The 13208-nt window shown below is 67.5% G+C and carries 11 protein-coding genes; 8 read left to right on the top strand and 3 right to left on the bottom strand.

What is annotated here, in order from left to right; translation table 11 throughout:
- Positions 1-99: 99 nt before the first annotated feature.
- The 4 genes from ACTJKY_RS16965 (at position 100) to ACTJKY_RS16950 (ending at position 6490) form a co-directional block, all read left to right on the top strand.
- Complete coding sequence (locus ACTJKY_RS16965) at positions 100-1203, top strand: hypothetical protein (protein WP_440847281.1); 1104 nt, start codon at positions 100-102, stop codon at positions 1201-1203.
- A 135-nt stretch (positions 1204-1338) separates the two neighbouring features.
- Complete coding sequence (locus ACTJKY_RS16960; RefSeq protein WP_440847280.1) at positions 1339-4065, top strand: TonB-dependent receptor; 2727 nt, start codon at positions 1339-1341, stop codon at positions 4063-4065.
- Positions 4066-4197: 132 nt separating this feature from the next.
- Positions 4198-5562 (top strand): MFS transporter, encoded by a 1365-nt coding sequence (locus ACTJKY_RS16955; RefSeq protein WP_440847279.1) that lies wholly within the window; start codon positions 4198-4200, stop codon positions 5560-5562.
- A gap of 235 nt (positions 5563-5797) precedes the next feature.
- Positions 5798-6490 carry a VIT1/CCC1 transporter family protein gene (locus tag ACTJKY_RS16950; RefSeq protein ID WP_440847278.1) on the top strand — a complete coding sequence of 231 codons (693 nt, stop codon included), beginning with the start codon at positions 5798-5800 and terminating at the stop codon, positions 6488-6490.
- A gap of 38 nt (positions 6491-6528) precedes the next feature.
- On the opposite strand, the gene ACTJKY_RS16945 is transcribed toward ACTJKY_RS16950, so the two are convergent.
- Positions 6529-7140 carry a hypothetical protein gene (locus tag ACTJKY_RS16945; protein WP_440847277.1) on the bottom strand — a complete coding sequence of 204 codons (612 nt, stop codon included), beginning with the start codon at positions 7138-7140 and terminating at the stop codon, positions 6529-6531.
- 44 nt (positions 7141-7184) lie between these two features.
- The gene (locus ACTJKY_RS16940; protein WP_141985144.1) at positions 7185-8681 is read right to left on the bottom strand and encodes a replicative DNA helicase; all 1497 of its coding nucleotides are present in this window, start codon (positions 8679-8681) and stop codon (positions 7185-7187) included.
- 82 nt (positions 8682-8763) lie between these two features.
- On the opposite strand from ACTJKY_RS16940, the gene ACTJKY_RS16935 reads away from it, so the two are divergent.
- The 3 genes from ACTJKY_RS16935 to ACTJKY_RS16925 are packed head-to-tail and all read left to right on the top strand — an operon-like array spanning position 8764 to position 11194.
- Entirely contained in the window at positions 8764-9246 is a 483-nt protein-coding gene (locus tag ACTJKY_RS16935) for a UPF0262 family protein (RefSeq protein ID WP_440847276.1), read from the top strand.
- Positions 9247-9251: 5 nt separating this feature from the next.
- Positions 9252-9701, top strand: coding sequence for a cytidine deaminase (locus ACTJKY_RS16930; RefSeq protein ID WP_440847275.1), 450 nt, complete (start codon positions 9252-9254; stop codon positions 9699-9701).
- A 56-nt stretch (positions 9702-9757) separates the two neighbouring features.
- A complete protein-coding gene (locus tag ACTJKY_RS16925; protein ID WP_440847274.1) occupies positions 9758-11194 on the top strand; it encodes an AMP nucleosidase in 1437 nt (478 codons plus the stop codon).
- Positions 11195-11233: 39 nt separating this feature from the next.
- Here the strand turns inward: ACTJKY_RS16925 and ACTJKY_RS16920 are convergent, their stop codons facing one another.
- On the bottom strand, positions 11234-11749 hold the full coding sequence (locus ACTJKY_RS16920; RefSeq protein WP_440847273.1) for an N-acetyltransferase family protein: 516 nt from the start codon (positions 11747-11749) through the stop codon (positions 11234-11236).
- Between the two features lie 115 nt (positions 11750-11864).
- Between ACTJKY_RS16920 and rimO the strand changes: the two genes are divergently transcribed.
- Positions 11865-13196, top strand: a complete 1332-nt coding sequence (rimO, locus tag ACTJKY_RS16915; RefSeq protein ID WP_440847272.1) for a 30S ribosomal protein S12 methylthiotransferase RimO — start codon at positions 11865-11867, stop codon at positions 13194-13196.
- Positions 13197-13208: the final 12 nt, after the last annotated feature.

The following is a 13208-nucleotide window of genomic DNA, read 5'->3' as shown; positions in this document are numbered from 1 at the left end:
GCAAACCCTCCGCGCTATCACCGCCCGCCGATGTTTTCGGCTGGCGTGCGTATCGAGCGTGCGAAGCGCCGGAGACACTCTGGTCGAGGATGGGTGCACATGCCGACGGTCGGACACGATGCCTTGGAAGATGTCGCGCAGGGCCTGGCCACCGCGCCGACCGACGCTGCACGGCCGACGCAGCAGCCCCATCGCCCCGCACCGCCCCCTGCACCGTCGCCCCCGGAGGCGCCCGACGCGCACACTATCATCGTCGCACGGGCCTTGGCCGTGTTGGAGCGTGCCGGCGCGGAGGGCGAAGAAACGCTGCCTTCGGGCAACCCGCAGGCGCCGAGCTTGGACGCGGTCGGGACGCGCGACCTGTTTGTCCAGATCCTGATCGCCGATGCGCTGCTCGACACCGATGTCGAACCGCGGCATCCGGTCATCCAAGCCACGCTGCGGCAGATCGCGCGTCGCCGGGCGGCCGACCAGGCGCGAAAGAGTGGGCCGGACCGCTATTATGATCTCTCCGGCGACGTCGGCGAACTCGCGCAGATCCTGCTGCTGTTCGCGCGGCTGAGCAGGCGCGACCTGATCGCCGCGCATTGTGCCCCGCCGCTCGCCATATTGCTCGCCTATGCCGAGGCGGACGGGGTGCTGCCCACCTGGATCCTGCCGAACAATGCCGCAGCCGACGCGGTGGAGACGGTCGCCAGCCTCGTCTATGCGCTCGCCCGTTGGGACGCGCGGCGGTTCCTCGGCATGATCGTCGCCGGCGCCCGCTGGGTGGCGGACCGCCAGCAGCCGGACGGCAGCTGGTGCTCCGCCGCGGGGATCGATCCCTATCACGGCACCTGGCTGGCATTGCGGCTGCTGGGCGCGGTGATGCCCAACCATCCCGCCGTCGCACGCGGTACCGGATTCCTGCACGAAAGCCGCCGCCCCGGCCGCGGCTGGGGACGCGACGGTAGCGATCCGCTCGCCACCGCGCTGGCCGTGCTCGCGCTGCGGGCGACGCGGAGCGAGTTCCAGCACGCATTGCCGGGCGAAGCGCGCGCCATCCTGATGCCCGGCCGCGAGGGCTGGCAGGCTCGGCCGCTGCTGCGCTTCGCCCGTACGGCCACGGGCCTGCCGGCACTGGTCGATCACGGTAGCAGCACCGTGACGGCGCTGTTCGCCTTGAAGGCAAGCGATGCGCTGGAGTCCAGCCGCCTCCGCTGATGCACCGCATAACAGCTTAGCCGGGCGGCAAGACTCCGTCGAAACCCCGAGGCGACGTTCACCGAAATTTATGGCTCTTTCGGCAAACCAGGCAGCCAAACCAAAGCAAAAGCTTGGAAAAAGAGAGGAGCCGATATGTCGAAATGGGCATTGTTGCTGTCCGCTGGCGTCTGCGCCCTTGCCGCACCGGCGGCAGCGCAGGATCTGCGCGGGTCCGCCGCCAACACGCCGCCCACGGCGGAGAACGAATCGCCCAATTCGGCGGACATCGTCGTCACCGCCACGCGCCGTTCCGAGCGGCTGTCCAACGTGCCGATCGCGGTTTCCGCCTTCGGGCAGGCGGCGCTCCAGAATTCAGGCGCGACCGATATCCGCCAGATGACGCAGATCGCGCCTTCGCTACTGGTCTCCTCCACCGGCTCGGAAGCCAATGCCTCGGCCCGGGTCCGCGGCATCGGCACCGTGGGTGACAATCCCGGCCTCGAAAGCTCGGTCGCGGTGTTTATCGACGGCATTTATCGCAGCCGCACCGGCTCCGGCCTCAACGACATGGGCGAGATCGAGCGGATCGAAGTGCTGCGCGGGCCGCAGGGCACGCTCTCCGGCCGCAACTCCTCGGCGGGTGCGATCAGCATCTACACCAAGGTCCCTGAGTTCAAGTTCGGCGGGTTCGCCGAGGCGACCTATGGCAATTTCAACGCCGTTCGCCTGTCCGGCGCGCTCACCGGCCCGCTGGTGAAGGACGTGGTCGCCTTCCGCCTCGACGGCGTCTATTCGAAGCGCGACGGCTATCTGCACGACGTCGTCAACAATACCGACTATAACGACCGCAACCGCTATTTTGTCCGCGGCCAGCTGCTGTTCACGGTCAACCCCGATCTCGGCATCCGCCTGATCGCCGACTATACCCATCGCAACGAGAAATGCTGCGGCGCCGTCTATATGGACACGCGCGAGAAGCTGGACCCGACGCCCGGCAAGCCCGGCGACTTTTCGATCAACCCGGCGGGCAACCGCATCACCGCCATCCTGCGCAGCCTGGGCGGGGTGCTGCCGAGCGAGGGCAATCCCTATAACCGCCAGATCGCGCTGACGCCCGGGCGCGCCTATGCCAACCTCACCACCGATTACGGCGTCTCGGCGCGCGTCCGCTGGAACCTCGGATCGACCCAGCTGACCTCGCTCACCGCGTACCGCGAGTACAAGTCGGCAGGCGCGGGCGACATCGATTACGGCAATGTCGACATCGCGTACCGCCCGAACGACGGCAATGCCTATCGCCAGTTCCACACCTTCAGCCACGAAAGCCGCTTCTCGGGCACGATCCTCGACAACAAGCTCGACTGGCTGGTCGGCGGCTATTACGCGCACGAAAAGCTGCGCGTGGCGGACAATCTCCGCTTCGGCACCCAGTACGGCGCCTTCGCCGCCTGCCGCATGGTGGCGACGATCAACGCAGCCGCCGCGCTGCGCGACCCCACCCGCCCCGGCTGCCTCAGCACCGCCGGCCGCGCGGTGCTCACCCCCGCGGTGGGCCCGCAGATCATCGGCGGCATCGATCGGCTGAGCACGCTCAACGATCTCGGCTCGACGCTCGATCTCTATGATCAGACCAGCGAGAACTGGGCCTTCTTCACCCACAATATCTACAAGCTGACCAAGACGCTGAGCTTCACGCTCGGCGGGCGCTACACGCATGAGAGCAAGTCGCTGAAGGCCTCGTTCGCCAACAACAACACCGTCTGTCCCGCGCAGCAGGCGGCGATGGCACCTTTGCTCGCCAGCACCAACGCGACGCTCCAGTCGCTGGCCGGCGGCATCGTCACGCTGACCTGCACCGGCAACTCCACCTCGGCGCTGACCGGGGCGCCCTTTGCCGACAAGTTCAAGGAAGGCCAGGTCACCGGCACCGCGGTGCTCTCGTGGAAACCGGCGGAGAGCACGCTGTTCTATGCCTCCTATGCGCGCGGCTACAAGGCGGGCGGGTACAATCTCGATCGCTCGGACCTGTCGGCGACGGTGTTCGCCACCCCGCGCCCGTCGGCCGTAACCAACCTGCGCTTCGATCCCGAGACCGTGAATGCCTTCGAAATCGGCGCCAAGTACAGCGCTCGCCACATCACCGCGAACCTGGCGCTGTACCGCTCGGAATTCACCAACTTCCAGCTCAACACCTTCAACGGCACCAGCTACATCGTCCAGAATATCGGCGGTTGCAGCACGCCGCTGAACGGCGCCGATCGCGACAACAGCTCGGCCACCGGCGCCTGCACCGGCAGCGTCGGCAAGGGCGTGGTGACGCAGGGCGTGGAACTGGAGCTCGGCTTCTACCCGACCTCCAACTTCACGGTGAACCTCGGCTACACGCTGGCGGACGCCAAGTATCAGCACGACCTGGTCGGCTCCAAGGCGGGCGAGCCGCTCAATGCGGCGCTGTTCCTGCTGGCGGGCAGCCAGATGTCCAACGCGCCGCGCAACACGGTGACCAGCGCGGTCACCTGGACGCCGCCGCTCGGCAGCAACGGCATGACCGCGCTGTTCTATGTCGATGGCCGCATGACCAGCGACTACAACACCGGATCGGACCTGTTCGTCGAGAAGCTGCAGGACGGCTTCGTCACGATGAACGCCCGCATCGGCATCCGCGGGCCGGACGAGAAATGGGCGGTGGAGCTGTGGGCGCAGAACCTGCTCGACACCAACTACCAGCAGGTCGCGTTCAACCTGCCCTTCCAGGGCGCGGGCAGCCGCTCGCAGGTCCAGGCGTTCGGGGCGCCGAGCTTCGCGGCGGGCAACGCGATGTTCGGCTCGTTCCTGGCCGAGCCGCGCACCTATGGCCTGACGGTCCGCACGCGGTTCTGAGGAGCGAGGCGGGGCGCAGGCGTATCCTCCCCCTGGCGGGGGAGGATACGGCCTGCCTCCTACCCCGCCGACCGGCTGGTCCTCGCCCCCCGCCCCGGCTACAGCCTGCCCGATGCAGCACCAGACCCGCCGATGAGCGAGACCGCCCCGACCGCCCCCCGCCATGGCGGCTGGATCATCGCGGCGTGCATGTGCGCCTCCAGCCTCGCTTTTCTCGACGGTTCGGTCACCAACGTCGCGCTGCCGACGATCGGCAGCACGCTCGCCGCCGATCCGGCGACGCTCCCCTGGATCATCAACGCCTATCTCCTGCCGCTCTCGGCGCTGCTGCTGTTCGGGGGCGCAACGGGCGACTATTTTGGCCGACGCCGGATGCTGATCCTGGGCGTGGCGATCTTCGCCCTGGCCTCGCTCGGCTGCGCGCTGTCGAAGGGCACCGAGCTGCTGCTCGCCTCGCGCGCGCTGCAGGGCATCGGCGCGGCGATCCTGATGCCCAACAGCCTCGGCCTGCTCGGCAGCAGTTTCCATGGCGAGGCGCGCGGCCGGGCGATCGGCACCTGGGCCTCGGCCGGCGCCATTGCTTCCGCCGTGGGACCGCCGCTCGGCGGCTGGCTGGTCGACGCGGTCGGCTGGCGCGCGATCTTCTATCTGAACCTGCCCTTCGCGGCCGCGGCGATCGCCATTGCCGGGCGCTTCGTCCCCGAGAGCCCGCGCGGCAAGGGCGGGCTCGACTGGCTGGGCGCGGCACTCGCCACCGCCGGGCTGGGCAGCCTCACCTGGGCGCTAACCCTGTGGTCGAGCAGCCATGCCGTCTCCACCCCAGCGACGATCGGCCTGGTCGGCGGCGTGGCGCTGCTCGGCGGGTTCGTGCTGCGCCAGTACCGGCTGGGCGAGCGGGCGATGATGCCGCTGGCGCTGTTCGGATCGGTGCCGTTCGTCGGGCTGACCGTGCTGACCCTGCTGCTCTACGGCGCGCTGGGCGCGCTGATCCTGCTGCTGCCTTATCTGCTGATCGTCGGCGGCGGCTATCCGCCCGCGCAGGCGGGGCTGGCGCTCCTCCCCTTCTCGATCGTGATCGGCGTATCCTCGCGCTTCGCCGGACGGCTGGCGGCGCGGATCGGCGGGCGCTGGCCGCTGTCGATCGGGCCGATCGTGACCGGCCTGGGCTTCTGGCTGCTCTCGGGCGCGGACCCGCAGGCAAGCTACTGGACGAGCATCCTGCCGGGGATGCTGGTGCTGTCGCTGGGCATGGCCGGCGCGGTGGCGCCGCTGACCACCGCGGTGCTTGCCTCGGTCGACGACCGCTTCACTGGCACCGCCTCGGGCTTCAACAGCGCGATCGCGCGGACCGGCGGGCTGGTCGCGACCGCGCTGGCCGGCGCGGTGCTGTCGCAGACCGGCGCGGCATTGGTCGGCGGGTTCCATGTCGCGGCGCTGGTATGCGCGGGGCTGGCGGCAGCGGCCGGCGTGACGGCGTTCCTGATGCTCAAGCGGTGATATTGATTAGCAATACAGCCTCCTGTCCCTCCGTCATCCCGGCGAAAGCCGGGATCCAGACCCCACGCGGTCGCAGCAAGAGCCGAACGGGAAACCCCAATGGGTCCCGGCTTTCGCCGGGATGACTGTGGAGGGGGAGGACTTTCCCCTACCCCAGTGTCTCCCAAGGTAACTCCCCCATTGCCGCGCCGGCAGCGCCGCTCCATCCTCCCGCAAGCATCACCGGAGGAAGTCCATGCGCCCGCACCGCGAACAGCATCTCGTCGCCCGGATCGGCTGGCTGCGCGCCGCCGTGCTCGGGGCGAATGACGGCATCGTCTCCACCGCCAGCCTGATCCTGGGCGTTGCCGCCTCGGGGGCCGAGCGGCCGGCGCTGCTCGTCGCGGGCGTGGCGGGGCTGGTGGCGGGCGCGATGTCGATGGCGGCGGGCGAATATGTTTCGGTCAGCTCGCAATCCGATACCGAACGCGCCGACCTCGCCCGCGAGCGGCTGGAACTCGCGACCGTCCCCGAGGCCGAGCTGCGCGAGCTGACCGAGATCTACATCGCCCGCGGCGTCGATGCCGCCACCGCCAAGGCCGTGGCCGAGCAGATGATGGCGCATAACGCGTTGGAGGCGCATGCCCGCGACGAGCTCCACATCACCGAGATGACCACCGCGCGGCCGGTGGTCGCCGCGTTCACCTCCGCGGCGACCTTCACCGCGGGCGCGGCGCTGCCGCTGCTGCTCGCCGCGCTGCTGCCGATGGGCTGGATGGCGGCGGGCGAAGCGGCGGGATCGATCCTGTTCCTCGCCCTACTCGGCGCGCTGGGCGCGATCACCGGCGGGGCCAAGCCGCTCAAGCCGGTGGTGCGGGTGGTGTTCTGGGGCGCGCTGGCAATGACGCTGACCGCGGGGATCGGGCGGGTTGTGGGGACGAGTGTTTGAGGAGATCAAACCTGCACCGATGCCCGTCATCGCTTAGTTCACGGGTGCGGATAGCGCCAGAAGTACCAAGTAGCCAAAATCGCAACAGCCGCGAGCAACGCACCCAATCCTCCGAAGATTGTGCCCCAGCGCGTCCACCAGCTTTCGTTGCTTTCCACTGGTTGATTGTTGCTAACCCCGGGGCCCGCGACTGGCGCGTAGAAGTGGTTGATGTCTCTACCAGCCACCTGCGACGAGGTGGCAATCGGATCGGACGCAGCCGTTGCACGCTTTTCGGATGTAATAAGAACCCAAAGTGTCGGGCACGGTATCAACCTGTCTTGGTCCAGTTCGTCAGCGTCCGTGAATATCCGTTTGGTATCCCAATCAACCTCAAAAGCGTCGGCGTTTAGCGCGAGCAGGATCCTACTTAGCGCGCTCTTGTAAGCGTCACTGTGAAGGCGCACGAAAAATGAGCCAGCGTTCGGGCTCGTTTTAACGAGCCCTTGCCGTCGCAGGTCCGTAACGATGCTGTTGAACAGGCGCGTGTCGACGGTGGTACTGTAGTCCGTTTGGAAGTCCTGCCGCGACATAGACCGACGGTCCGGGCGATGTGAATCGATGAACATGCTGACCAACAGCCGATGTTCGGCCAGCTCCACATTGTTCACACCCGCCCCCTTCAAGAACAGCTACGACGAACTGCTGACTACCCTCAATACCCCTCCGGCGCCAGATCGCTGAACTTGGTGAACTGCCGGTCGAAGCGCATATGCACCGAGCCCGTGGCGCCATGGCGCTGCTTGGCGATGATCACCGTCGCCTTGTTGGCCACTTCCAGCTGCTTGGCCTGCCATTCCTCATAGGCCATGCGCTCCTCGGCGGTCTCGGTGCCGTCCGGGACCTTCGTGGGCGCCTTGAAGTCGTGGTAATATTCGTCGCGATACACGAACAGCACGATATCGGCGTCCTGCTCGATCGAGCCGGATTCGCGAAGGTCGGAAAGCTGCGGGCGCTTGTCCTCGCGGCTTTCCACCGCGCGGCTCAGCTGGGAGAGCGCCAGCACCGGGACGTGAAGTTCCTTGGCCAGCGTCTTGAGGCCGCGCGAAATTTCCGAGATTTCCTGCACGCGCCCGTCGCCCGAGGCCTTGGCCGAGCCGGTGAGCAGCTGGAGATAGTCGACGATCACCATGCCGATCTTGTGCTGGCGCTTGAGCCGCCGCGCGCGGGTGCGCAGCGCTGCGATGGTGAGGCCCGGCGTGTCGTCGATATAGAGCGGCAGCCGCTCCAGATCGCCCGCGGCGCGCGCGAACTTCTGGAACTCGGCATTGCTCAGCTGGCCGGTACGCAGCTTTTCCGAGACGACTTCCGCCTGTTCGGACAGGATACGCATCGCCAGCTGGTCGGCCGACATTTCGAGGCTGAAGAACGCCACCGGCGCGCCGATCGACTTCTCCTCGGCAATGCCGGCGTCGAGATCGTCCATGTAGCGCTTGGCGGCGTTGAACGCGATGTTGGTGGCGAGCGAGGTCTTGCCCATGCCCGGTCGGCCGGCGAGGATCAGCAGATCCGATCGGTTGAAACCGCCGGTCGAGGCGTTGAGGTCGCTCAGCCCCGTGGTGATGCCCGAGATGCCGCCGCCCGAGTTCATCGCCTTCTCGGCCTGCTTCACGGCGAGCGTCGCGGCGCGGGTGAAGGACTTCACGCCCGCTTCCGAATCGCCCTGCTCGGCGACCTGGTAGAGCCGGAGTTCGGCCTGCTCGATCTGCTTGGAGGGGTTGATGTCCTGGCTGGTGTCGAGCGCGCCCTCGACCATGCCGCGGCCCACGTCCACCAGCGCGCGGAGCTGGGCGAGATCGTAGATCTGGTCGGCGAAGGAGCGCGCGCCGATCAGGCTGGCGGGGTTGCCGGTCAGCTGGGCGAGATAGGCCGGGCCGCCCAGCTCCTTCATCGCCGGATCGTTGGCGAACAGCGGGCGCAGCGTCACCGGGGTGGCGAGGCGGTTGTCGCCGACGAGATGGGCGACCTGCTCATAGATGCGGCCGTGCAGCGGCTCGAAGAAATGCTCGGGCCGGAGTTTCTGGAGGACGTCTTCCGCGACTCGGTTGTCGATCATCATCGCGCCGAGCAGCGCTGCTTCTGCCTCGACATTCTGGGGGAGGCTGAGGCCCTCTTGGGGCTCCTGGGTGGGGAAAGGGATCGGCTGTGCCATCCCTCCCTCATCGGCCAATGCGGAGGCGACGGCAACCGGCATGGCTTGTGGAAAACGGGGAATGCTTCCAAAGCTGGGACCTATGGCCGATCCGCGGATCATCGACGTGACCCTCGACGAGCGCACCATCCTGTGGCGCTCGGCGGATATCGAGCAGGAACGGCGGATCGCGATCTACGATCTGCTCGAGGACAACCACTTCGCCCCCCAGCGCGCGCATGCCGATGGCTATACCGGGCCGTACAAGCTGCACCTCAGCGTCGAGGAAGGCCGGCTGGCGCTGGCGATTCGCCGCGCGGACGATACGCCGCTGGAGACGATCGTACTCGGCCTCGCCCGCTTCCGCCGCCCGATCCGCGACTATTTCGCGATCTGCGACAGCTATTACCAGGCGATCCGCGCCGCGACGCCCGCGCAGATCGAGACGGTCGACATGGCCCGGCGCGGCATCCACAACGACAGCGCCGAGCTGCTCCGCACTGCGTTGGAGGGCAAGATCGACGTCGATTTCGATACCGCGCGGCGGCTGTTCACGCTGATCTGCGTGCTCCACATCAAGGGATGAGTTTCATGACCACGGACACACGCGCGCTGATCGCAGCCGCCCGCACCGCTGCGCGCCACGCACACGCGCCCTATTCCAACTTCGGCGTGGGTGCCGCGGTGCTGCTGACCGACGGCACGGTGGTGACCGGCGCCAATTTCGAGAATGCTAGCTACGGCCTGTCGCTCTGCGCGGAGACGGTGGCGCTGGCGACGGTCTCGGCCCAGGGGCGGCTGCGCGACGTGGCCGAGATCGCCGTGATCGGCGGGCCGATCGGACCGGACGGCGTGCCCACCGGCACCGCCCCGGTCAGCCCCTGCGGTCGCTGCCGACAGGTGATCAACGAGGCGGCCCAGCTCGGCAAGCGCGACCTGCCCGTCCATTGCGGCGCGGCCGAGGGCGATGCGGTGGCGAGCTACCGCCTGTCCGATCTGCTCCCCCAGGCGTTCGGCCCGGGCGATCTCGGCATCAGTTGAGGGGCTCGTTTCACCGCCGACTTGCCAGCGTCATCTTCCGCGCTTAGCGATGGAAGATGACTCAAGCCTCCGATATCGTCGCCGACCTCGATCGGCTCTATCGCGCCTCGGTCGAACGACTGCAGCAGGCGCTCAACCGCTACATCACCGATGGCACCACGCCCGATCCCGAGACGCGGACCGACGGCAGCTTCGCCTATCCGGAGCTCCGCGTCACCTATCGCGGCGGCGTCAACAAGCCTATCCCCCGGCGCTCGTTCGGGCGGCTGGTCGAGGCGGGCGACTACCGCATCTCGGTCACGCGCCCGGCGATGTTCGCCGAATATCTCACCGAGCAGCTCACCTTCCTGATCGAGGATTATGACGTCGAGGTGCATGCGGTCACCGGGCGGCAGGAAATCCCCTTCCCCTATGTGCTCGATCCCAACACGATCCTGAGCCTGGACGATGTCTCGGCGACCGAACTGGGCCGCCATTTCCCGGCGACCGAGCTGTCGCACATCGGCGACGAGATCGCCGACGGGATCTGGATCAGCCAGGACGAGACGCGACCGCTGGCGCTGTTCGATGCGCTGCGCACCGACTTCTCGCTGGCGCGGCTCAAGCACTATACCGGCACGCCGGTCGAGCATTTCCAGCAGTACATTCTGTTCACCAACTATCACCGCTATGTCGACGAGTTCGTCCGCTGGGCCTGCGCGCAGCTGGGGCCCGGCAGCCGCTTCACCGGTGTGTCGGGCGCGGGCGGGATCGTGATCGAGGATGCGGCGGACGCCGACCGGCTGGTCAGCGACGGCGCCTGGCGGCGGCACCAGATGCCCGCCTACCACCTGATGGCCGAGGGCGGCACCGGGATCACGCTGGTCAATATCGGCGTCGGGCCGTCCAACGCGAAGACGATCACCGATCACCTCGCGGTGATCCGCCCCGAGGCGTGGCTGATGATCGGACATTGCGGCGGCCTGCGCCCCAGCCAGCGGATCGGCGACTATGTGCTCGCCCACGCCTATCTGCGCGACGACCATATCATGGACGACGTGCTGCCGCCGGAGATCCCCATCCCCGCCATCGCCGAAGTCCAGCAGGCGCTGGCGCGGGCGGCGGAGACCGTCTCGGGCCAGTCCGGGGACGAACTCAAGCAGCGGCTGCGTACCGGCACGATCGTGACCACCGACGATCGCAACTGGGAGCTGCGCTATTCGCAGTCGGCGCTGCGCTTCTCGCTGAGCCGTGCGGTGGGCGTGGACATGGAGTCGGCGACGCTGGCGGCACAGGGTTATCGCTTCCGCGTGCCCTATGGGACGCTGCTCTGCGTCTCGGACAAGCCGCTCCACGGCGAGCTCAAGCTGCCCGGCCAGGCCAACCGCTTCTACGAACGCGCGATTGCCGAGCATCTCAAGATCGGCATCGAGGCCTGCGAGGAACTGCGCCGCGAGGGCGCCAAGCTCCACAGCCGCAAGCTGCGCGCGTTCAACGAACCACCGTTCCGGTGATCCGGAGGGGTGCCCCGGCTCCGGCCGGGGCACCCTCGATCAGAATACCGTTTCGAGCAGCACCACGCTGGGATCGCCCTCGACCTCGCGCGCGACGAAGCCCATCTCGCGCTCCAGCTCGATCGCCAGATGGTTCTCGCGGCTCTCGATCGACTGGAGCCGCTTGACGCCGCGCGCCTTGGCTTCGGCGGTGATGTAGTTGAGCAGGCTCCAGCCCACCCCCTGCCCCTTGCGGTCCGCGCGGACCGAGATCGCGACTTCGGCGGTCTCCAGCGTGTCGTCGCAGGCGAGCATGCCCGAGCCGACCAGTTCGCCCTCGGCGGTAAACGCCAGATAGCTCTCGGTCTTCTGGTGGTCGACCTCGATCAGCGCCTTGGCCTGATGCGGCTGGAGCTGCGGGCTCGCGGTGAAGAAGCGGAAGCGGCGATCCTCGTTCGAGACGTGATCGAAAAAGTCCTTGAGCAGCGCCTCGTCGTCGGGACGGACGGTGCGCACGTCGATGACGAGCCCGGAGCGGGTCGGCAGCTGGACAGGCTGTGCGGTGGTCGCGGTCATGACGAAATCTCCCGGTGTTTGCTGGCCTGCCCGTACCATGGCGGGCCGGATCGGCCATCCGTAAACGCCCCATGGCTGGCAATTTCCACGAAAAGGCCTATGTGCGCGTCCAATCATGGCAACGCGACTCCCCGAAGCCCCCAAGGTGGGCATGGTGTCGCTCGGCTGTCCCAAGAATCTGGTCGACTCCGAGCGTATCCTTACAAAGCTCCGTTCGGACGGCTATGCGCTGTCGCCCGACTATGCCGGCGCGGACGTCGTGCTGGTGAACACCTGCGGCTTTCTCGACAGCGCCAAGGAAGAATCGCTCGAGGCGATCGGCGAGGCTATCGCCGAGAACGGCCGCGTGATCGTAACCGGCTGCATGGGCAAGGAAGCCGAGGTCATCCGCGCCCGCTTCCCTAACGTGCTCGCGGTCACCGGCGCGCATCAATATGAGGAAGTGGTCGGCGCGGTGCACACCGCGGCGCCGATGCCGCCCTCGCCCTTCGTCAACCTGGTGCCGGACAGCGGGCTCAAGCTCACCCCGCGCCACTACAGCTATCTGAAGATCTCGGAAGGCTGCAACCACCGCTGCAGCTTCTGCATCATCCCGTCACTGCGCGGCGACCTCGTCAGCCGCCGCCCCGACGCGATCCTGCGCGAGGCGGAGAAGCTGGTCGCGGCCGGCACCAAGGAACTGCTGGTCATCAGCCAGGATACCTCGGCCTATGGCATCGACATCCGCAAGGAGCCGCGCGCCTGGAAGGGCCGCGAGGTGGTGCCGCACATGACCGATCTCGCCCGCGAGCTCGGCCAGATCGCGCCCTGGGTGCGGCTGCACTATGTCTACCCCTACCCCCATGTCGATCAGGTGATCCCGCTGATGGCGGAGGGGCTGGTGCTCCCCTACCTCGACATCCCGTTCCAGCATGCAGCCCCCAATGTTCTGCGCGCGATGAAGCGCCCGGCCAACGAGGCCAAGGTGCTCGAGCGGCTGCGCGCCTGGCGCGAAATCGCCCCGGACATCACGATCCGCTCGACCTTCGTCGTCGGCTTCCCCGGCGAGACCGAGGAAGACTTTCAGTATCTGCTCGACTGGCTCGACGAAGCCCAGCTCGACCGCGTTGGCGCGTTCCGCTTCGAGCCGGTCGAAGGCGCCTCGGCCAATGACCTGCCCGGCGCGGTGCCGGAGGAAGTCAAGGAAGAGCGCTACGCCCGGATCATGGAAAGGACCGCCGCGATCAGCGCCGCCAAGCTCCAGGCCAAGATCGGCCACAAGCTCGACGTGATCATCGACGCGGTCGACGAGGACGGCGGCGCGACCGGCCGCAGCCAGGCCGATGCGCCCGAGATCGACGGCGAAGTCTTCCTGCGCGACGCCGGGCATCTCGAACAGGGCGATATCGTACCCGTGCTGATCGAGGACGCCGACGAACACGATCTTTACGGCGTACCGATGGGCTGATCGTCGTTGGCA

It is taken from the genome of Sphingomonas sp. 22176 (assembly GCF_052045505.1).
In the GTDB taxonomy this organism is placed as follows: Bacteria; Pseudomonadota; Alphaproteobacteria; order Sphingomonadales; family Sphingomonadaceae; genus Sphingomonas.
The sequence above is the reverse complement of the archived record's forward strand: the minus strand, read 5'-3'. Positions and strand labels throughout refer to the sequence as shown.

What these genes read in the sequence shown, in the direction of transcription:
- ACTJKY_RS16965 (WP_440847281.1), top strand. Translation starts at nt 100, where the DNA reads ATGCCGACGGTCGGACACGATGCCTTGGAAGATGTCGCGCAGGGCCTG.
- ACTJKY_RS16930 (WP_440847275.1), top strand. Translation starts at nt 9,252, where the DNA reads ATGACCACGGACACACGCGCGCTGATCGCAGCCGCCCGCACCGCTGCG.
- ACTJKY_RS16960 (WP_440847280.1), top strand. Translation starts at nt 1,339, where the DNA reads ATGTCGAAATGGGCATTGTTGCTGTCCGCTGGCGTCTGCGCCCTTGCC.
- ACTJKY_RS16950 (WP_440847278.1), top strand. Translation starts at nt 5,798, where the DNA reads ATGCGCCCGCACCGCGAACAGCATCTCGTCGCCCGGATCGGCTGGCTG.
- ACTJKY_RS16925 (WP_440847274.1), top strand. Translation starts at nt 9,758, where the DNA reads ATGACTCAAGCCTCCGATATCGTCGCCGACCTCGATCGGCTCTATCGC.
- ACTJKY_RS16940 (WP_141985144.1), bottom strand. Translation starts at nt 8,681, where the DNA reads ATGGCACAGCCGATCCCTTTCCCCACCCAGGAGCCCCAAGAGGGCCTC.
- rimO (WP_440847272.1), top strand. Translation starts at nt 11,865, where the DNA reads ATGGCAACGCGACTCCCCGAAGCCCCCAAGGTGGGCATGGTGTCGCTC.
- ACTJKY_RS16920 (WP_440847273.1), bottom strand. Translation starts at nt 11,749, where the DNA reads ATGACCGCGACCACCGCACAGCCTGTCCAGCTGCCGACCCGCTCCGGG.
- ACTJKY_RS16935 (WP_440847276.1), top strand. Translation starts at nt 8,764, where the DNA reads ATGGCCGATCCGCGGATCATCGACGTGACCCTCGACGAGCGCACCATC.
- ACTJKY_RS16955 (WP_440847279.1), top strand. Translation starts at nt 4,198, where the DNA reads ATGAGCGAGACCGCCCCGACCGCCCCCCGCCATGGCGGCTGGATCATC.